We start from the raw sequence: 20,854 nt of genomic DNA, 5'->3' as shown, positions 1-20,854 counted from the left end.
TTGTTGAAACTAATATTGATATTGACGATGAAAGAGGGACTGAAAGAGGAGAAAGTAGATAATTGATAATTCCCCAATGGGGAAATAAATGAGGAGCAGCTGATGCTGTTCCTCATTTATTTGACAAGGGAATTCAAATCTTTTTAAAGCTATTGACATTTTTCTGTTTATGAACTATAATGATAATAGCAACAGAATATCTGTTGAGCAGACAGCAGGAGCTGTCGAGTACGCTGACGAAACTTAACAGTCGTAGCAGCTTACTAAGTGATGAAGTCTTGAGGTTGGTCAGGCAACGGCAAGATGGAGCTTATCTTATGGTTCGCATATGAGCCAAACCCTGAATAGGCAGAAATGCTGAAAAGAAAATATGCCATTAAAGCCTTGCGATTCGCAAGGCTTTTTGTATATATCTTTTGATTTTTTTGATGTAGGATAATGAATAAGGGTATAAAACTTGGCTTTGCTGTCCTGTTTTTATACATTTCAATAATATAAGTGGGTTATAAAGTGGGTTATTCTAAAAAGAAGAAGCCACGTAAACGACGTGTTTACGTGGCTGTTGTTGGTGCGCTGCAAGGGACTCGAACCCCTGACCTACTGGTTCGTAGCCAGTCACTCTATCCAGCTGAGCTAGCAACGCATCTTCAATCAACTATTATATTATATCACTTTGATTTGAGTTTGTCAAGCTTTTTTTCAAAAAAAATTTCCCGGTGCGAAAATTCTTTGTTTAGAGCGGTTTTTCATTAAATACAGAAAAAATGTTCGGAAAGAAAATAGGCTTTTGGGGCTTTTTTCTGAGACTGAAAGTTTTTTTGCAATATTATGCACGTATTTATACATAGAATATGAAAGTAAAAATATATAAATTGTTACTTGCATTATTGGAGAAAATGTATTATAATATTATGTGTAACCGTGCTTTGTTTACGCATTGCCCGTCCAATGCAAATGGGGTATTATCGCACGGGTGTGCAGCGGACATGATCTGCAGAATGAAGCTTTTGCGGATTTTGTCTGCAAAATACCTATTAAGGATGGCGTTTGATTATGAGTAATGAAACTTCAAGGACAGCTCCACTCGAGCTTCCTATGCTTTTGCTGAGGGGACTTGTGGTATTCCCCAAGGTGATGATACATTTTGATGTGGCGAGAGACAAGTCCACCAAGGCGCTTACCGCCGCCGCTAAGGGAAACAAGCTTATCTTCCTTACGGCTCAGAGCGATTATTCCGAGGAGACCGAGCCCGATAAGATATACAAGGTGGGCGTGGTAGCCGAGGTAAAGCAGCTGCTCAAAACTCCCGGGGGAGTTACACGCGTTATGGCGGAGGGGCTTTACCGTGCAAAGCTTGTGAATATCGTGTCCAATGAGCCCTTCTATACCGCTTCGGTGAAGAAATATCCCGAGAGAAATCTGAAGATCGACCCTCTGGAAATGGAGGCTCTGGTCCGTGCGGTAAAGGACGAATTTAAGGCATATTGCGAAAATATGCCCCGCATGCCGAAGGATTACATAGAGTCTATTATCGGAAGCGACGACCCCAAGAGCATTTTTGACAATATTGCCGTAAGTATGCCCCTGCCTGTGAGCGAAAAGCAGCAGCTTCTCGAGGCTAACGGACTTCACATCAAGCTCGGTATGCTCCTTGCCATGCTTTCCCGTGAGGCAGAGGTAATGGGCATTGAAAAGGAAATTCAGGACAAGCTGAGACAGCAGGTTGACGAAAGTCAGAGAGAATATTACCTCAGAGAGCAGATGAAGGTCATTTCCAGAGAGCTTGGGGAAGAGGATTCCGTTCAGGACGAGGCTTTCGATTATCTTGACAGGATAAACGAGCTTTCGCTTCCCGAGGAAATAGCCGAAAAGCTGTCTAAGGAGGCGGACAGACTTGCCCGCACTTCCTCCTCCTCGCAGGAGGCTTATGTTATCAGAAATTACCTTGACACCTGCCTTGAGCTGCCCTGGAACAAGTTCACAAAGGATAAGATAGACCTTAAAAAGGTAAAGGCTCAGCTTGACAAAGACCACTACGGTATGGATAAGGTCAAGGAGAGGATACTCGAGACCATTGCCGTTAAAAAGCTGGCTCCCGAGGGCAGCGGTCAGATAATCTGCCTGTACGGACCTCCGGGCGTGGGCAAGACCTCTGTGGCAAAGTCCATTGCCAAGGCACTGGGAAAAAAATATGTGCGCATCTCCCTCGGCGGTGTAAGGGACGAGTCGGACATAAGAGGTCACAGAAAGACCTACGTGGGGGCAATGCCCGGAAGGATAATCGACGGGCTTATCAAGGCGGGAAGCAGCAATCCGCTCATTCTCCTTGACGAGATCGACAAGATATCGGGAGACTACAAGGGCGACCCCTCTTCCGCACTTCTTGAAGTCCTCGACAGCGAGCAGAACAGCACCTTCAGAGACCATTACACCGAGCTGCCCTTTGACCTGAGCAAGGTGATGTTCATCACTACCGCAAACGATCTGAGCACCATTGACCCGCCCCTCAAGGACAGAATGGAAATTATCGAGCTTACAAGCTATACCCGTGAGGAAAAGTTCCACATTGCAAAGGAACACCTTATCTCAAAGCAGCTGAAAAAGCACGGCTTGAAGGCTTCTCAGCTTAAAATCGCCGACAAGGCAGTATATATGCTCATTGATTTTTACACCCGTGAGGCGGGAGTAAGAGAGCTTGAAAGACAGATAGCGTCCCTCTGCCGAAAGGCTGCAAAGGAGCTTTGCGAAGGCGAAAAGACCAAGGTATCCGTTACCGCTTCCAACCTTGAGGATTATCTGGGACACAGAAAGTACATCGAGGACGTGGTATCCCATACCGATGAGGTGGGCATTGTGAACGGTCTTGCATGGACTTCCGTAGGCGGCGTAATTATGCCCCTTGAGGTGATTGTAATGGACGGCAAGGGAAATGTGGAGGCTACAGGCTCTCTGGGCGATGTTATGAAGGAAAGCTCAAAGATAGCTGTGAGCTACGTCCGCTCCGTTGCCGACAGATACGGTATCGATAGCAATTTCTATAAGGAAAAGGACATTCACATTCACGCTCCCGAGGGCGCAACTCCCAAGGACGGTCCCTCCGCAGGCGTTACAATGACAACAGCGCTTGTCTCCGCACTTTCGGGCATTCCCGTAAGGGGAGATGTGGCTATGACGGGTGAGATAACCCTCAGAGGCAGGGTGCTTCCTATCGGCGGACTTCGTGAAAAGACCATGGCGGCTTATAAGGAAGGGCTTAAAGCTGTTATTATCCCCGCAGGAAACAAGGGCGACCTTGACGAGGTGGACAAGGCGGTAAAGGACAATATGGAATTTATCTTCGCCGAGAGGATAACGGACGTTCTTGACGCCGCTCTTACGAAAAAGCCCGATATTTCCCGAAACGAGGAGCCTCGTTCCGCTGCTGTGCTGACTGCCCGGGAGGAGGACAGGAGAGTTCCTGTTCATTCGAGAAAGCACAGCTGAATTTCCCCCATAAGGAGGACATTATGAACTTTAACAAAGCAGAATTTTTCAGGTCATACGGCGAATATTCCCAGCTGCCGCCCTCGGACAGGGTGGAGATAGCCTTCGCAGGGCGTTCCAATGTGGGAAAATCTTCTCTTATCAACAAGGTTTTCAACAGGAAGAATTTAGCGAGAGTGTCCGCCGTTCCCGGAAAAACAGCGACTATAAATTTTTACAGCTTGGAAAATATCTTCCTCGTTGACCTCCCCGGCTACGGCTATGCAAAGGTGGCAAAATCCGACAAGGTGCGCTGGTCGGGGCTTATCGAGGGGTATTTGCATGACGACAGACAGCTCAGCCTCATTTTCCAGCTCATCGATATGCGCCACCCGCCCACAAAGGACGATCTGCAGATGATAGATTTCCTTATTGAGAGCGAGCTTCCCTTTGCCATAGTATTCACAAAGGCGGATAAGCTTTCAAAGCGTGAGCGTGAGGAGCGTATGTCGGGATTTGCCACGGAAATTCCATATTTCGAGGATATCGAAAAGGTGGAATTCTCCGCTCAGACGGGGGAGGGCGCTGAGAAGATAAGACAGATAATCGAGGAGCTTGCCGACGATAAAGATAATGACGCAGAAAAGTGAAAGGATATGAGAATATGTTAGTATCAAAGAATTTAGCGGTCAATGAGCAGGGTCATCTTACTGCGGGGGGTATCGATACCGTTGAGCTTGCAAAGCAGTACGGCACCCCTCTTTACGTAATGGACGAGGGACTTATCAGAGAGCACTGCCGCAGCTTCAAGGAGTCAATGGACAAGTATTACGGCGGCGAGGGACTTGTCTGCTATGCCAGCAAGGCGTTCTGCTGCAAGGCTATGTGCAGGATAATGCTTGAAGAGGGTCTGGGTCTGGACGTGGTCTCCGAGGGCGAGCTTTACACGGCTCTGAGCGTTGGTTTCCCTCCCGAAAAGCTTTGCTTCCACGGAAACAACAAGACCGACAGCGAGCTTTCCTTTGCCCTTGAAAAGGGCGTGGGCAGGATAATTGTAGATAATATTTACGAGCTTGAGCGTCTTAACCGCCTTGCGGAGCAGACAGGCAGGAGCGCAAATATTATGTACAGGATCAAGCCCGGCATCGACGCTCACACTCATAATTTCATTATGACAGGTCAGATAGACAGCAAGTTTGGCTTTGCCCTTGAAACAGGGGAGGCATATGAAGCTGTTAAGAAGGCTATCGAGTGCAGCCATATCAACCTTGTGGGACTTCACTGCCACATCGGAAGTCAGATATTCGATATCGACCCCTTTGTTAGAGCGGCTGAGGTAATGCTCACATTCATCGCAAAGATAAAGGACGAGCTTGGCTTCGAGGTAAAGGAGCTTAATCTGGGCGGCGGCTTCGGTATCAAGTACACCGAGGAGGACGCTCCCGTAGCTTATGACAAGTATATGGAGAAGGTCTCCGAGAAGGTAAAGGAAGTTTGTGCGGAAAAGAACGTAAAGCTGCCCTTTATCCTTATCGAGCCGGGACGCTCTGTTGCCGCACCTGCAGGCATTACCCTTTACACCGTGGGCGGAAAAAAGGAGATACCCAATATCCGTACATATGTATCTGTTGACGGCGGTATGTGCGACAATCCCAGATATGCGCTTTATCAGTCAAAGTATGATGTTGAGGTGGCAAACAAGGCAAACCTTCCCAAGAGCGAAACTGTCACCGTTGCAGGAAAGTGCTGCGAAACGGGAGACCTTATCGGTGAGGGCATGCCCATTCAGCCTGTGGAGCCGGGAGATATCCTTGCTGTCCTTGCTACGGGCGCATACAATTACTCAATGTCCTCAAATTATAACCGTATCCCCAAGCCTGCTGTGGTCATGCTCAGGGACGGAAAGAGCAGGGTAGTTGTGAAGAGAGAGACCCTTGAAGATATCGTTAGAAACGATCTGGACTGAATTTATAAAGCTGACGCCGTAATGTGCGAAATGTACATTACGGCGTTTTTTCTTTGTGCAAGATGATGTTTTGGTGTAAAATTCATTAAAATTTGCAGTATCCTATTGATTTTTTTGTGATTTGTGTTATAATTTTATATGATGAATATGATAATAAGTGTGGCTTCCTTAGAGGAAGCTTTTTAAGGGGGTACTTTTGTGAGTATTATAATGGACCTGTTTATGCGCAGTCAGACAACAAGCAAAACTGTCACCGACAAGGATTTCTGGGAGATAATCGACAGCATCGACCACGAATACGGCGGCGACAGCGAAGCGGTGGTATCATCTATCGTCCGTCATCTCAAGCACTGCGAGGACAGCTATATCTTTTCCTTTGACGACAAGCTCTGCGAGCTGATATATTCCCTGGACGGAAAGAAGTGGGCGGAGGATATCTTCGGGGACGAGGAGTTTTCGGAGGATAAATTCCTCAGCGCAAGATGTCTTGCCGTTGCTTCGGGTATGGAAACATATACCAAAGTCCTTGGTCACCGCGAGAAGATAAATACGGAGGAAATACATTTCGACAACGGAAAATGGTACGGCTCCACAGACGGTCTTGTTACCGCTGCGGCGGAGGCATGGTCTGCAAAGCACCTTATGAGTGTCTCAAAATATCCTCATAAGCCGCCTTTTTCCATCAAGTCCCACAGCAATGAGGAAATGTGGAAATAACATTCAGAGCGTTTTCCGTATGACTGCGGAAGACGCTTTTTTGATCTTCATATCCCTATATGCTGATAGGAGATCATACTGCTTAATCAAAAATTAACGGGTATTTCAGCAATATTACAATACTGATACAGGGTAAATGTGGTATAATGGTAATAACAGAAGATATGACTTTGTTTCTGACCCCCGTGTGCTGACAGAAAATTTATTTTTCTGCGAGGTTATAATGTTTAAAAAGCTTTTTGATCGATCCATAGATCTTAAAAAAAGAATGTTTGCTGTGCTTGCCGCAGCAGGTATTGCTTCAAATTCCCTTGGCTTTGCGGTGAATATTGCGGTTTACGGAGTAAATTGGATAACCGCCGCCTGCGGTATCTGCGCCCTTATTATCGGCGCGGCAGGGGTTTACGGGCTTAAAACAGGCAAGGTAAGAGTCCCGCTGGGCATAATTCTGGGGCTTATCATAATTTTTGAGTTCCCGATGCTGTTTCTGGCTTACGGTGCGTCAACCTTTCCCTATATGCTGCTGGGGCTTTTCACCATTATTGCTTTCTGCGATGAAAAAAGGCGTGGAGCGTTATTTGCCGCAGCTATGGTCTATGACGGGGCAGTCATAGGGGCGAGATTTGCATTCTGCGATGTTATCACCAGGTATGACTCTTCGGAGTATTTCGGTACGGGACTGAGCGCATTCCTGATATCCGCGGCGGCAATGTTCTACTGCCTGAGCATCATCATAAGGCAGTATGAGGATAAAAACAGGGAGCTTAAAAAGCTTGCCGACGAGCTTGGTGAGATAAACAAGCTGGACGCTCAGACGGGTATATATAACCGTTCCTATCTGACGGAATATTTAAACGGACTTGTACGGGGCGAGAAGAAATTCTGCGCTGCCCTTATCGACCTTGATAATTTCAAGCTGATAAATGAAAAATACGGTCTGCCCTTCGGCGATATGGTCATAACCGAATTTGCGGGGATAATCAACAATGCTTCGGGAACCTCGGGCATTGCGGCGCGGTACGGCGGTCAGAAATTTATGATCGTATGCATTGGCGATGTTATGAAAACCGAGGATATGCTTGATAATGTCCGCAAGGAATACGCCGCCTTTTCCGTAAGCGAGAAGCAGGAGGAATTTACCTTCAGCGCAGGAATTGAGGAATATTCCCACGGTATGGAGATATCGCGCATATTCCGAAATGCCGAGGAAAAGCTGGCAAGGGCAAAGGTCAAGGGTAAAAACCGCGTCGTTTCAAAGTAAGAATAATATACATAACAAACAGAAAGGGCTTGAGACCTGTTTATCGGCAGGTCCGGGCTCTTTTTTTCGGAATGTGAATGGTGATACACAACTTTTCAAAACACTTGACATTTTTCGACATTATGTGGTAAAATAATTATACCGCATACATAATACTAATCTTTAACCAACCTATAGACAAATCCGACAGCTATAACGCAGCCACTCGTCGTCAAGCTCCCTTGCCGGGCGACAGCCCGCCTGCGGTCGCTTTCCTAGATTGGCAGCGTTCTATCTGCCGCCTTTGTCTACAGAACGATTAAAGATTAGTATAAATGCATTTTATCTCGGAGATGATCTTTTGAAAAAAGTACCTGTTGATCTTGTGGGACGTATCACAGCGATAATTTTATTGGCAGCAGCACTTCTTACAGCCTGCTTCGGAAGCATTCAGGCAACCAGGTCAATTTTTTTACCCTTAGGATTTAAAGGAGAATACAGCCTTGACAGCGGTGAGACCTGGCAAACGTTGTCTGAGGATACGGATATTCCCGCCGAATACGGCAGTGTTATCCTGAAAGGCAGCTTCGGGATAGGATTTCCAGAAGGGGCAAATTTACATTTTTATCTTGACCATATTACTATGGATATCTTTATAGACGGAGAGCAGGTTTTTGATGACAGCAGAAACGAGATAGGACTGAACAGTACCACCTGCGGCAGAGTATGGCGGCATTGGCTCACCCCTGAAATTTCCGAAGATGACATAGTGGAGATACATCTTGCAAACCCTCACAAATTCGGAAACACAAATGCATACAACGAGCTGCTGGACTCGGTTTACGGCGGTTCGGAGGAAGCCTTCAGCAGCTTTATGATGAAAAAGAGTAAGCTTAGCAGGATGATCGGCGTATCTCTGATGGTTGCGGCGATAATGCTTCTGGCTGTAGCGCTTTTTTTCGGGCTCATGCATATAAACGGCGGTGCAGTTGTCGGAAATATGGGCGCAGCTGCATTGTTTTTCGGCGGATATTATATTCTTGACAATGTGGATATTTCCCTGTGGAGCTGGCTTGACGCGTTCAATACATACGCTTTGCAGATATGCATTATGCTTGCGGCATTGTCGGTGGCGGCGTGCATTGCGGGAAATCTGAATTCCAAAGCAAAGACGACAGCCGAATGGGCGGTGTTTGCTTCCGCGGCGGTCAATATCACTGCAGCGGTACTGTCGCTGCTCGGGGTCATGGTCATATATGATACGGCATTTTTCTGCCTTGCAGCCCACATTCTGATATATGCTGTTCTTTTTGGCTGCTGCATTTACGAATGCAAAAGCGGAAAGGTCTCAGACCGATTGACTATAGTTTCCGATTTTGCGCTTATTATCGCAGCATTTGCGGATATTATCCTTTTCGCCGCAGACTTGTCCCATGAGGGAATGTGTTCAAAGGCAGTATTTCTGATACTCTTCCTTATCCATCTTGTCAGGATAATAAAGGTAATTCCCATGAATTACAATGCCGCAAGAGAAGCCGAACATCTTAGAACAGAGCTTGCCGAAAACCGAATTTCCATAATGCTCAGTCAGATACAGCCCCATTTTCTGTATAATTCCCTTAATACGATATACGGGCTCTGCGAAAAAGACCCCTCCGCCGCAAAGGAGGCGGTGAATGATTTTGCGGATTATCTCAGGGGAAATATGGATTCGCTGTCAAGAAAGGTCCCCGTACCCTTTGAAACTGAGCTGAGACATCTGAAAGCCTATCTGGCCCTTGAAAAAATGCGGTTTAAAAACAAGCTGGAAATTGTCTGGGATATTGAGACGGACAGCTTTATGCTGCCTGCGCTCACTGTTCAGCCGCTTGTTGAAAACGCTGTAAAGCACGGCATATGCGGTTCAGAAAAGGGCGGGACGGTAAGGATATCTGCAAGAGAGCTTGCCGACTGCTTTGAAGTGGAGATATCCGACAATGGCACAGGCTTTGACCCCGCCGAGGAGAAATGCGACGGAAAAACCCATCTGGGAATTGATAATGTGCGAAACAGGCTCTGGAAAATGAGCAGGGCGACCCTTGAGATAACAAGTGAGCCCGGAAAGGGCACCGATGCGGTGATACGGATACCGAAGGACAATACAGACAGGCGGACAGAGCGGAATGAAAGCGGGGAGGAGGGTGCAAGATGAGAATAATCGCTGTGGACGATGAAGAAATGGCGCTTGGTATCCTTGAAAAGGCTATACACGAGGCAGAGCCCTCTGCGGAGGTCGCAGTCTTTGACAAAGGGGCAGCCGCTCTTGAATTTGCGGTAGATAATAAGTGCGACGCAGCTTTTCTGGACATCAATATGGGCGCGGAAAACGGTATTGCTCTTGCAAAGGCGCTGAAGCTTGAGGACCCCGAAATAAACATAATCTTTTCCACAGGCTACGATGAATATGCCTTGGAAGCCATCGGAATGAGGGCAAGCGGCTATATAATGAAGCCCATAACCGCCGAAAAGGTGCGCGATGAGCTGGATAATCTCCGCTACCGTATCCCTGCTGCCACCTGCGGAAGGCTTCGGATACGATGCTTCGGAAACTTTGATGTGTTTTCGGGGGAAAAGCCTCTTGAATTTAAGTACAGCAAGAGCAAGGAGCTGCTGGCATATCTTGTGGACAGAAACGGCTCAATGTGCGCAAACAACGAGATAATCTCGGTACTGTGGGAAACTGAGGAGGACACTAACGGCAAGCAGACCTACTTCAAAAGTATACGCCGTGACCTGATATCCGTGCTGAGAAACGCGGGCTTCGGGGACGTGATAGTACAGCACAGGGGAGCTATGGGCATTGACAAGGACAAGGTCGAGTGCGATTATTACGACTGGCAGAGCGGCAGAGCCGAGGGTATAAACGCGTACAGGGGGGAATATATGATGCAGTATTCCTGGAGCGAATTTACTCACGGGCTGCTGAAGTAATTTTTATTACATAAAAAGAGGAGCCTGCGCAACTCGGGACAGTGTGCAGGCTCCTCTCAATTTTTTTGATATCTTATCAGACGATGACTCTGTTTCTTCCGCTTTCCTTTGCCTTGTATAGCTTTTCGTCAGCGTCCTTGATGTTATCCTCGATGGACTTCATGGGGTCGAGCTGGGTCACGCCGAAGCTCATTGTCACCTTGATCTGCAGCTCCTCAAAGAGGCACACCGACTTCATGACGATGGTTCGTATCCTCTCGGCAGCCTCGGCAGCTTCGTTGATCCCCGTGTCGGGAAGGATAACTATAAATTCCTCGCCGCCCCAGCGGTAAACGCCGTCGCAGATACGTGAGTTGCGGCTGATATTCTTTGCAACGTGCCTCAGAACAGCGTCTCCCGCATTATGGCCGTATGTATCGTTTACCTTTTTAAAGAAGTCGATATCGCAGATGAAAAGGGAAACGCATCTTACTGCATTGGGGTCACTCAGTATCTTGCTGAAATTCTTGTTGTAATCATTATAAAAGCCCATTCTGTTTTTAAGCTCGGTGAGCTTGTCGTGATGGGAATCGTCAAGGAAGGTCTCGGACTCAAGAGTAATTCCGCAGATGAACGCCGCCAGAGAGAGCTTGCGGCAGTCCTCGTCCAGGTCGAATTTACCGTCGCTGTCCAGCTTGTTAATAGCCTGATATGCGCCGATAAACTCGCCTCTGCAGTTGCAGATGGGCATTACAAGAATGGACTTTGTCACATATCCCGTTTTCTTATCCACATCGGAATTGAAATCCGGGTGGTTGTAGGGATCGTTTGTGACGATGGCTCTCTGCTCCGTAAGCGCCTTTCCCACAAGTCCCGTGCCCTCGGGAATGGTTATCCTTCCCGTACCCACAGCGGCAGTGGTCCACAGCTCATGAGCACGCTTATCCCATTTCCAGAAGCTTGCACGGTCGGCATTTACAAGATTTCTTCCCAGATCGGTAAGAAGCCTGAAAATAGCGGCGTGATTGTCCGATGAATCCTCGGCGGGACGTGACATTTCCTTATATAGATCCTGTGTGATGGTAAATATTTTTTCAAGCAGAATATCAGACTGAGAGTTTGCAGATATATTGTTCATATAATATTCATCCTTCCTGTACACTTATGTTGATTTATAAGTTATTATACCACATATTTTACCGTTTGTAAATATAATTTTCGATTTTTTAAAGAAAATTCTCAAAAAATAGTGACAAATTCTTTGCAGTGTGTTATAATATATATAATAATCAACTGTTCGGAGGGGCATATGAAGGGTAAAAAACGATGGGCTTCGCTGGCGGAAGCGGCAATATTGTTCGTGCTTGTGTTTTTAACATCATTTTTTGATGTGTTCTATTCTCTTGACTGTATGCTCAGGGATAAGGTCTATCAGTCGCCCAGAGGCATAAACAACAAGATAAAGATAATAGCCATTGATGATGAGACTCTCAGAGAGCTGGGTCCCTTCGGCACCTGGTCAAGGAGCGTTTATGCCGATCTTATCGGGACCCTGGGCGATAATCCTTCCGTAATTGCCATGGATATAATGTTTTTCGGAAATATGGACGAGGAAGGTGACAACGCCCTGAGACAAGCCTGCGCGGAAAGCTCAAACGTTATCACTGGCTCATATATCAACTATACCAGCAAATACAGCTTTGATGAACAGGGCAGACCCTACATAGACCATTTTGCCGTAAGCGATATCGAGCAGCCCATAATGGAGGACTGCTGCATTACGGGCTTTGTAAATTCATCTCCCGATGAGGACGGCGTTGTCCGCTCGGTGTTTGTTACCGAGAACGCACCCGACCTTTACGGCGACAGGGTATTCAACAGCTTTGCTTCCGAGATATACTCCCTGTACTGTCAAAAAAACGGCATAGAACCCAACACGCCCTCCCTTGACTCAAACGGGCGTATGTGGATAAATTATGCGGGACGTCCCGGGGATTATGAAAATATCCCGCTCTGCAAGGTCCTTGACGGCACCATTGACCCGAAGGTGTTTACCGACTGCATCGTTATCGTGGGAGCATATGCTGCGGGACTTCGCGATCAGTTTTCAGTCCCCAACAGCTCCGACCAGATGTACGGAGCTGAGATTCACGCAAATATCGTTCAGGGACTTATTGATGGCAGATATCCCGTTCCCGGCAGCAGAGTTGTCACATCTCTCTGCGGAGCGGCGGTGGCTGCAATAGCTTACCTTCTGACAAAGCGCATAAAATTCCGCTTCTCTGCGCCCCTTGTGCTTGTTATGCTTATAGGATATGCAGCAGCGGGAATTATTCTGAATAATAACGGCACTTCCATACCGCTTCTGTATGCTCCGCTGTTTATGGCTCTGGGATATTTTGTAAATCTGGGAAGAAAATATGCGGAGGAAGCTCTGGAAAAAAGGAAGATCACTGCCGCATTCAAGAAATATGTTGCGCCTCAGGTGGTTGAGGAGATCGCAAAAACGGGAAATTATCATATAAAGCTTGGCGGTGAAAATCGCGACATTGCCGTGCTTTTCGTGGATATCCGAGGCTTTACGCCCATGTCGGAGAGCCTTGAGCCCGAGCAGGTGGTGGATATCCTTAACAGCTACTTAAATCTTACAACAAACTCGATTTTCAGCAACGGCGGTACCCTTGACAAATTCATCGGAGACGCCACCATGGCTGTTTTCAACGCTCCCTTCGACCTGGACGATTATGTGTTCCGCGCAGTAAAGACCGCATATGATATCGTAAGCGGAGGAAATGCCATTGAAAGCAAGTTTAAGGAGAAATACGGCAAATCCGTAAGCTTCGGCGTAGGCGTTAACTGCGGACCTGCGGTCGTGGGAAATATCGGCTGTGATTTCCGTATGGACTACACCGCTATCGGTGATACGGTAAATACCGCCGCCCGTCTTGAGTCAAATGCAAAGAGGGGACAGGTGCTTATCAGCGAAGCGGTCTACGAACAGGTCAAGGACAGGATCACAGTGGAGCCTATCGGAGAGATACCGCTCAAAGGAAAGTCAAAGGGCGTTTTCGTGTATTCTCTTACAGGGATAAACGGATATGAAAATGATAAAGCAAAGGAGCTTGTAAATGAGTAAGTTTCTGATGATCCCGCAGCTGAGTCATATAGATGAAAGTCTGAGGCTTGCGGAGGAATACGGCTTCGGATTTGAGTTCAACGATTTCTTTACACCCGATGTGCTGGACAGCAGAGAGCGCGTAAAGGAGATCGCTGACGGCTACAAGGCTCACAGGCTTCCGGATACCCTTACCTGTCACGGGGATTTCTTCGATGTTCTTGTTTTCAGCAGCGACAAGCTTATCAGAAATATCTCGGAAATGAGGGTGAGACAGAGCATTGAAGCGGCTCTGGAGGTCGGTGCGGAGGCAGTCATATTCCACACAAACCACAATCCCTTCTTTATCGCCGACAGCTATGTGCAGAACTGGCTTGACTGCAATGTGACCTTCTGGAGCATGATCCTTTCCGAATATCCTCAGCTGAATATCTATATTGAGAATATGTGCGACAGCTCTCCCGATATGCTTGCGTCGCTTTCCGGAAAGCTCAGCTCTTTTCCGAATTACGGGGTATGCTTCGATTATGCCCACGCATTGGTTTTCGGTTCGGATATTGAAAGCTGGGTAACGTCTCTCGCCCCCTATGTAAAGCATATGCATATCAATGACAACGACCTTAAAAGCGATCTTCATCTCGCTGTGGGGGACGGAAAGATAGACTGGAACAGATTCAGGGAGCATTATTTTGAATATTTCACAAAGGCGACTGTGCTGATAGAAACATCATCGCTTGAAAATCAGCGCCGAAGTGCAGAATTTTTATCAAAGCTGGGTATTATATAGCAGTTTAGCGTGATAATGCGGTATGATGGTATTGTAGTTTTTATGAGATGAATTTGAAAATATAAATATTTTTTGTGATTTCCTACAAAGTTGTTTAAAAACTATTGATAAATAAATTTATTTGTGATATAATTTACCTAACAAATTAAAGGCAAAGCCGATGAAAATCGGTGTCGCAAAGCACGAGCCTAAGCTTTTGAAAATTATCGGAGTATGGCGGTCGGGCTGCATTTGTTGGGATATTCCCGAGGGTGCGGCTCGACTGCATACTCCTTTTATTTTTATTCTGACTATAAATTTCGGAGGCGATTTTTATGAGCGTAAAGACCTTCTTTGCCGCGATGACATTAAAGGTGAAGATAATCGTCGTATGTACCGCTGTGGCGGTGACCTCGGCAACGGCAGTTGCTGTAGGTGTGGCTGTTACAAAGGAGGACGCTTACAGAGTCCTTAAAGTATTTGAAATGACAGGAAGCGCTGTGGTCGAAAGAAACGGCTCAGGCTCCCTTGACGCTTACGTGGGAATGAACCTTGAAAGCGGCGATACCCTTACTGTGGGCGATGACAGTACTCTGCGCATTTCTATGGACAATGACAAATATGTCCTTCTCGACAGCGGGACCGTTCTTGAGCTTACAGCCACAGGTTCGTCCTCCGACAGCAGAACGTCCATTGATCTGAAAAAGGGTACTATATTAAACGAAATAACCACACCTCTTTCCGCAAATTCCTCCTACGAGGTCGCAACACCCAAGGCGACAATGGCAGTAAGAGGAACCAGCTTTACAGTTTCTGTGAACGCGGACTCTGAGGGTGGATATATCATCAGAGAGGATACCTTCAACGGAAATGTGGAGGTCACGCTCTTAGACGAAGAGGGTAATCCCAGAAACGAAAAAGCGCTTGTTCCTGCGGATAAGGGAGTTACTATCCGTACAGAGCCTGACAAGGAAAGCGGAAATCCTGCCGAGGTGGACGGTACCTCACGCTTTGTATTTGAAGATGAAAACGGCGTAATTTCCGAGCTTGCCGAGGGTGCTGACCCCATACGCGATATCAGGTATGATATGGTATCGGCGACCATAAGGGAAAATATTCTGCGCTCCAATGACGAAAACCTTATGGCACTTGACGATATGATAGTTGCCAAGCTGAGAGGCAGAGACAGCAGCACCGAGGAGACAAAACAGACCACAGTAGCCGTTTCCGAAACTGAGACAACTCCTGCGGAGACCACTGTTCCCGAGACCTCTGTAATTACATCGGAGCAAACAAGGGCAACTCCTTCCGAGACCACTGTAACAAGCGTAAGCAGCGAGCCTGTCACCACATCTGTTCCCGAAACCTCTGCCGAAACTGTTTCAACAGAAGTCACTTCCGATACACAGGCAGCCGAGACCACTGTCACAGAGACTTCTTCTGATGAGAGCGAAAGCGAAAGCTCTGAAACATCTTCGGATACCAAAACCGAGACTTCCACTTCTGAAAGCTCGGAAACCACAGTTGCCACATTGCCCGTAACAAATGCTTCCGATGGTGCCTCTTATACGGGGCAGCCGGGTTCGGCTGATCTGGTACCGGTGGAAACGGCTTCCGATGAAGATGAAAATGAATTTGAAGTTAAATTCCTCTGTGATGGCAGCTTACTCTATACCGCCACCGTAAAGAGCGGAGAAACAGTGGGATATATTCCCGATATCCCCGAAAAGACAGGATATACGGCAAAGTGGATGTTCGGAGGAAAGGAATTTACCTCTGAGACAGAAGTTACATCGGATATGGTCGTTGTGGCTGTCTATACCATAAAGAGCTTTAAAGTGAACTTTACCGCTGAGGCAGACACTCCTTATTCATATACCGTTACGGCAGACTACGGAACGCTTCTTGCGGACATTCTTCCCGATGTTCCCGAAAAGACGGGTTACACAGGCGTATGGAAGATAGGCGGAACTGTCAATATCACAGGAAGCATAACAGTGACCTCCGATATTTTGATCAAGGCTGTCTATACCATCAACACCTACACCGTTACCATTACCGCCGAAGGCGATACAACTTATTCGGATACACAAACAGTTGAATACGGAACACCTCTTGCAGATCTTCTTCCTGCCGATGTGCCCGAAAAAACAGGACATGACGGAGTATGGACTGTAAACGGCAAGGAATACACTTCCGATTATGTTATAACAGGTGATACCGTTGTTACAGCGGTTTATACCATAAAAACCTATATCGTAACATTCCTCAGCTCAGACGGCAGTGTGTATGCTACAAGAGAGGCAAAGTATAATACTACAGTCACCGACATTCCCGATGTTCCCGAAAAGAGCGGATATATCGTAAAATGGATGTATGACGGTTCGGAGTTTACCTCTGAAATAGTCATTACGGAAGATATTGTGGTTACAGCTGAGGAAACAGAAGCTGTTACGCTGACGTTCCAATTTGTATCTAAGCCTGCGGAAAGCTATATCATTCCCAAGGGAACATCTTTTGAAAATAACGATTTGTCTATGCCCGAACCTGATGCTGATGCTTATTATTCGGTAACAGGCTGGCAGACTGATACATATGAGGAGGTTGACGAAAGCACAGTATTCACAGAATCGCTTACACTTATCCCGAACCAGACGGCGATCACATATCATGTTGTTTTCTATGATACTGATGGTACTACAGAGGTTGACGCACGATATTTGACATATTCTGAGGTGATAACAGTCTGGATATCACTTATCAGTGACGTTGATGCAGACTTCTGGCTCGTTTACAGCGAGGACGGTTCATCATCAAGAACAGTTACCGCCTCCGATACTGTGGGAGGATTGGTAGATGAGTATGGATTTACCGAAGCTTCGGATATTAAGATCGCAGCCGCAATAGAGGTATCCACCCTCACCTGGTATGACGAAAACGGTACATCACATACCGATACTGTTCGCAAGAGCGGCAATCTTTTTGAAACGCTTGATTCCCTTCACACGCTCCCCGACGGCTATGTCTGGGCAGGCGATGACAGGTACACACCCATTGATTCTTCGCTGACCTGCTCAGAGGATATGACAGTGTATGCAGCCATTACGGTCACATTTGAATTTAGTTCTCTTCCTTCCGAAACGGTTAATCTCCCGCTGGGCGGCTGTCTCAATGATGTTGGAGAATCACTTCCTAATAATGGTGCTTCACAATATCACACCCTCATCTGGAGTAATAACAGCACAGAAGTGAATGAGTACACTACATTTGACGAACCGGTAACACTTACGTCAACGGAAACACCGATACAGTACACCATAATCTTCAACTTTGAAGGCAATACATCCGATCCAACTATAACCACAAGCGGAATATTTAGTGATAAGGTCATGGATCTTTATGCTGCAAGTGGTGGGTATGCTTATGCTGAAGATGATGTATTAATACAATACACATATTATTCAAAGGAATTTGAAATGTATCAAGATATAGTGATTGATTCGAACACGTTAGTCAGCGAGCTTGCAGCTGAGCTTGATGAAGGTGAAACCGTCATCATTATTACAGTATATGTTTTCTGATGATTTCAGAGCTTGTAAATCTGAAAAAAGCTAAAAGAACCTCCCCCTCCCCGAAAAAAATCGGAGAGGGGGAGGTTTTCTGAACCGATAAAAAATTCGCTGCACATTTGGTACAGCGAATAATAATTATTTCAGACAAAGAATATGTATTTTCTCAGCAGTGGAGAAATTGTCCGGTCCCACCCTTGTAGGCTCTATGGATATCCCCCTCATATCAAGCTCACTAAGCAGGTTTATAAATGCATAGGAGTCAAGCAGACCGCTTTCCATAAGCTCGGTGTTCGAGGCAATGCCCTCCTCGCCGCATATCTCACGCAGGAGCGCGAGAAGCTCTTCCATTGAAATTCGTTCCATACCTGTCATATCTCATTCAGAAGATTTCCCAGAAATTCAAACAGCTCCGAAATACCTCCGAAGAACACATCTGCAAGCACATTTATTACAATAATAAGTATTATCAGATTAAGGCAGCCGCTGCCTTTTTTCTTTTTCTCGGGTGATGAGGAGGACCCGGTATTAGAGTAGCTTCTGTACTGCTGCGGGGAAGCAGTGTTATCGGAAAAGGTCTGCTTTTCGTGGGTGTGCCCCTTTATCTGAGAGCAGTTAACGGAATAATCAGTGTTGTCGTCATAAACTGCGCTGCCGCAGTTGGAGCAGAAGTCATCGTCCTTGCTTAAACGGTGACAGTTAGGGCAAAGCTTCATTATGTATTCCCCCTATGTAGTTTGCTGTGAGGAAATGTCCCCACAGCAGATATTTTATTCTCCCGTATACTCTACTATTCTTACGGACTCCATCTTTACCTGAGTGAGAGGCTTGTCGTTTTCATCGGTCTCTACCTGTCCCATGGCTCTTACAACGTCCATACCCTCGAAAACCTGTCCGAAAACGGTGTAGCTTCCGTCAAGGAAGGGTGTGCCGCCTTTTTCCTTATACATTTCCTGAACATTTTTGGGGTGAGTAAAGCCTGCTTCCTCAAAGGTCTGATATTTATATATAGAGCCGTCCTCAAGATAAGTGCCGCCCAGCTCAAACTCGCCCGGGTCGGTGTTTACGATATAGAACTGGCTGCCGTTTGTAGCGGTGGAGCCTGAATTTGCATATGCAACCGCTCCGCTGAAATGATAAAGTCCCTCGGGTATGCCGCCGTCGAATTTATCGCCCCAGATAGATTTGCCGCCCGTGCCCGTTCCTGTGGGGTCGCCGCCCTGATTCATAAAGTGGGGAATGATGCGGTGGAAGATAAGCTCATCGTAATAGTTCATCTCCGCAAGACCCACAAAGTTATCAACGCCCTTCTGAGCCTGCTCGGGGAACAGCTTTATCTTTATTTCGCCGAAGTCCTTGACGGTGATAACGGCTATCTTTTCACCCACCTCGGGCATATCAAAGTTGTAGAGAGGTCCTTCTGCGGCATTTGCGGCAGCTGTACTTTCCGCAGCTGTATTTGCTGCATCGGTCTGTTCTCCTTCGGGTTTGCCCTGCATACTTGTATTGCTTACCGAATTTGCTCCGCAGGCGCAGAGCATAACGGCAGATACCGCAAGAGCGGCAAGATTTTTTAAATTCCTTATTTTCATTTTCATTTTTCCTTTCAGATATTATATATGCGTTCCCGATTCCTTGCCCACAACAGTTACCTTGAGCATATTGGTGTTGCCCGCAACGCCCAGAGGAATTCCTGCGGTAATAACGGTTACATCGCCTTTTTCCAGAAGTCCGTGGCTCACAGCTGCGTCTATGGCTCCGTCAAGAAGCTCGTCTGTGCTGGATTTTTCGTCCATCATAAGGGGAGTAACGCCCCAGGACAAATTCATCTGGCGGCAGACTATCTCGCTGGGAGTGCAGCCGATAATGGGGCAGGCAGGACGGAATTTCGAGAGCATTTTCGCCGTTCCGCCCGTTTTGGTAACGGTAACGATAGCCTTTGCCCCCAGGTCATGGGCAGTGGTGCAGGCAGCGTGGGAAATGGCGTTGGTGATATCCCTGCCCTTATCCTCGGCGCGGGCGCGGAGGCGGTTAACATAGTTTATATCGTTCTCGGTGGTCTCGGCAATGAGCGCCATTGTGCGGACCGCCTCAACAGGGTGCTTGCCTGCGGCAGTCTCGCCGCTGAGCATAATTGCCGAGGTACCGTCATAGATAGCGTTAGCCACGTCGGTTATCTCCGCACGGGTGGGACGGATATGGGTTATCATGGACTCAAGCATCTGAGTTGCGGTGATGACCTGCTTGCCGGCGTTGTAGCCCTTTCGGATAAGGTCCTTCTGGATAGCGGGTATCTGCTCGAAGGGTATCTCAACGCCCATATCGCCTCGTGCGACCATAATGCCGTCAGCGACCTCGAGTATCTCGTCGATGTTCTTCACGCCGTCCATATTCTCTATCTTTGCGATTATCCTCGGGGTGCTCCAGCCAAGGCTCTTGATGAATTTTTTCAGATACGCCACATCTGCGGCAGTTCTTACAAAGGAGGCTGCAATAAAGTCAAAGCCTATCTTTGCGCCGAATTCAAGGTCGCTCATATCCCTTTCGGAAAGGTAGGGCATGGAAAGCTCCACTCCGGGGACGTTTATGCCCTTGTTGTCGGAAATTTCTCCGCCGTGGACAACAACGGTGTGTATCTCGTTTCCGCTGACGCTTTCGACTTTAAGCTCCACAGCGCCGTCGTTTATCAGGATAGCCGTACCCTTCTTTACATCATCGGGCAGACCCTTGAAGCTGATGGAGGCAATTTCCTTGTCGCAGACCCTTTCCTCGGTGGTGAGGGTGAATTTGTCTCCGTCGCATAGGGTAACGGGAGCTTTGTTCGCAAATTTTCCCAGACGTATCTCGGGACCTTTGGTGTCGAGAAGGGCTGCAACTGGCAGTCCCAGCTCTTCTCTAATGCGGCAGAGCTGTTCGTAGCGTTTTTCATGGGTGGCATAATCGCCGTGGGAAAAATTGAACCTGGCAACGTTCATTCCCGAGAGCATCATATCTCTCAGAATGTCGTCGTTGTCGGTAGCGGGACCCATAGTGCACACTATCTTTGTTTTTCTCATTAAGATCTCTCCAT

General features: G+C 47.1%; 15 protein-coding genes, 1 tRNA gene and 1 riboswitch. Of the genes, 10 read left to right on the top strand and 6 right to left on the bottom strand.

Annotation, left to right across the window (positions count from 1 at the left end):
- Positions 1-566: 566 nt before the first annotated feature.
- Positions 567-643, bottom strand: a tRNA-Arg gene (locus ACI4J0_RS04095).
- 410 nt (positions 644-1,053) lie between these two features.
- Between ACI4J0_RS04095 and lon the strand changes: the two genes are divergently transcribed.
- The 7 genes from lon (at position 1,054) to ACI4J0_RS04060 (ending at position 10,355) form a co-directional block, all read left to right on the top strand.
- Entirely contained in the window at positions 1,054-3,483 is a 2,430-nt protein-coding gene (gene lon / locus ACI4J0_RS04090; RefSeq protein ID WP_439764545.1) for an endopeptidase La, read from the top strand.
- A gap of 23 nt (positions 3,484-3,506) precedes the next feature.
- A complete protein-coding gene (gene yihA, locus ACI4J0_RS04085) occupies positions 3,507-4,112 on the top strand; it encodes a ribosome biogenesis GTP-binding protein YihA/YsxC (protein WP_439764544.1) in 606 nt (201 codons plus the stop codon).
- A gap of 14 nt (positions 4,113-4,126) precedes the next feature.
- Positions 4,127-5,428, top strand: a complete 1,302-nt coding sequence (gene lysA / locus ACI4J0_RS04080; protein WP_439764543.1) for a diaminopimelate decarboxylase — start codon at positions 4,127-4,129, stop codon at positions 5,426-5,428.
- Positions 5,429-5,626: 198 nt separating this feature from the next.
- On the top strand, positions 5,627-6,145 hold the full coding sequence (locus ACI4J0_RS04075; RefSeq protein WP_439764542.1) for a DUF4240 domain-containing protein: 519 nt from the start codon (positions 5,627-5,629) through the stop codon (positions 6,143-6,145).
- A gap of 223 nt (positions 6,146-6,368) precedes the next feature.
- A complete protein-coding gene (locus tag ACI4J0_RS04070) occupies positions 6,369-7,406 on the top strand; it encodes a GGDEF domain-containing protein (protein ID WP_439764541.1) in 1,038 nt (345 codons plus the stop codon).
- Positions 7,407-7,746: 340 nt separating this feature from the next.
- The gene (locus tag ACI4J0_RS04065; RefSeq protein WP_439764540.1) at positions 7,747-9,576 is read left to right on the top strand and encodes a sensor histidine kinase; all 1,830 of its coding nucleotides are present in this window, start codon (positions 7,747-7,749) and stop codon (positions 9,574-9,576) included.
- Positions 9,573-10,355: a response regulator gene (locus ACI4J0_RS04060; protein WP_439764539.1), complete on the top strand. Its 783-nt coding sequence runs from the start codon at positions 9,573-9,575 to the stop codon at positions 10,353-10,355. Before ACI4J0_RS04065 ends, ACI4J0_RS04060 begins: the two co-directional genes overlap by 4 nt.
- A gap of 76 nt (positions 10,356-10,431) precedes the next feature.
- Here ACI4J0_RS04060 and ACI4J0_RS04055 read toward each other — a convergent pair whose 3' ends face one another.
- Positions 10,432-11,472 (bottom strand): sensor domain-containing diguanylate cyclase, encoded by a 1,041-nt coding sequence (locus ACI4J0_RS04055; RefSeq protein WP_439764538.1) that lies wholly within the window; start codon positions 11,470-11,472, stop codon positions 10,432-10,434.
- Between the two features lie 171 nt (positions 11,473-11,643).
- Here ACI4J0_RS04055 and ACI4J0_RS04050 point away from each other — a divergent pair, with 171 nt between their 5' ends.
- From ACI4J0_RS04050 to ACI4J0_RS04040, 3 genes are all read left to right on the top strand, one after another.
- A complete protein-coding gene (locus ACI4J0_RS04050; RefSeq protein ID WP_439764537.1) occupies positions 11,644-13,470 on the top strand; it encodes a CHASE2 domain-containing protein in 1,827 nt (608 codons plus the stop codon).
- Positions 13,463-14,236 (top strand): sugar phosphate isomerase/epimerase family protein, encoded by a 774-nt coding sequence (locus ACI4J0_RS04045; protein WP_439764536.1) that lies wholly within the window; start codon positions 13,463-13,465, stop codon positions 14,234-14,236. The genes ACI4J0_RS04050 and ACI4J0_RS04045 overlap by 8 nt, the downstream gene beginning before the upstream one ends.
- A 140-nt stretch (positions 14,237-14,376) precedes the next feature.
- A riboswitch (cyclic di-GMP riboswitch) is annotated at positions 14,377-14,469 on the top strand.
- An 81-nt stretch (positions 14,470-14,550) separates the two neighbouring features.
- Positions 14,551-17,796 (top strand): FecR family protein, encoded by a 3,246-nt coding sequence (locus ACI4J0_RS04040; protein ID WP_439764535.1) that lies wholly within the window; start codon positions 14,551-14,553, stop codon positions 17,794-17,796.
- A gap of 126 nt (positions 17,797-17,922) precedes the next feature.
- Here the strand turns inward: ACI4J0_RS04040 and ACI4J0_RS04035 are convergent, their stop codons facing one another.
- The 4 genes from ACI4J0_RS04035 to pyk are packed head-to-tail and all read right to left on the bottom strand — an operon-like array spanning position 17,923 to position 20,840.
- Positions 17,923-18,150 carry a hypothetical protein gene (locus tag ACI4J0_RS04035; RefSeq protein ID WP_439764534.1) on the bottom strand — a complete coding sequence of 76 codons (228 nt, stop codon included), beginning with the start codon at positions 18,148-18,150 and terminating at the stop codon, positions 17,923-17,925.
- A 5-nt stretch (positions 18,151-18,155) separates the two neighbouring features.
- Positions 18,156-18,500: a hypothetical protein gene (locus ACI4J0_RS04030; protein ID WP_439764533.1), complete on the bottom strand. Its 345-nt coding sequence runs from the start codon at positions 18,498-18,500 to the stop codon at positions 18,156-18,158.
- 54 nt (positions 18,501-18,554) lie between these two features.
- The gene (locus ACI4J0_RS04025; RefSeq protein ID WP_439764532.1) at positions 18,555-19,376 is read right to left on the bottom strand and encodes a peptidylprolyl isomerase; all 822 of its coding nucleotides are present in this window, start codon (positions 19,374-19,376) and stop codon (positions 18,555-18,557) included.
- A gap of 21 nt (positions 19,377-19,397) precedes the next feature.
- A complete protein-coding gene (gene pyk / locus ACI4J0_RS04020) occupies positions 19,398-20,840 on the bottom strand; it encodes a pyruvate kinase (RefSeq protein ID WP_439764531.1) in 1,443 nt (480 codons plus the stop codon).
- Positions 20,841-20,854: the final 14 nt, after the last annotated feature.

The sequence above is a fragment of the Huintestinicola sp. genome (genome assembly GCF_051882455.1).
GTDB lineage: Bacteria > Bacillota > Clostridia > Oscillospirales > Ruminococcaceae > Huintestinicola.
Note: the sequence above shows the minus strand (reverse complement) of the source record. Positions and strands in the feature narration are given on the sequence as shown.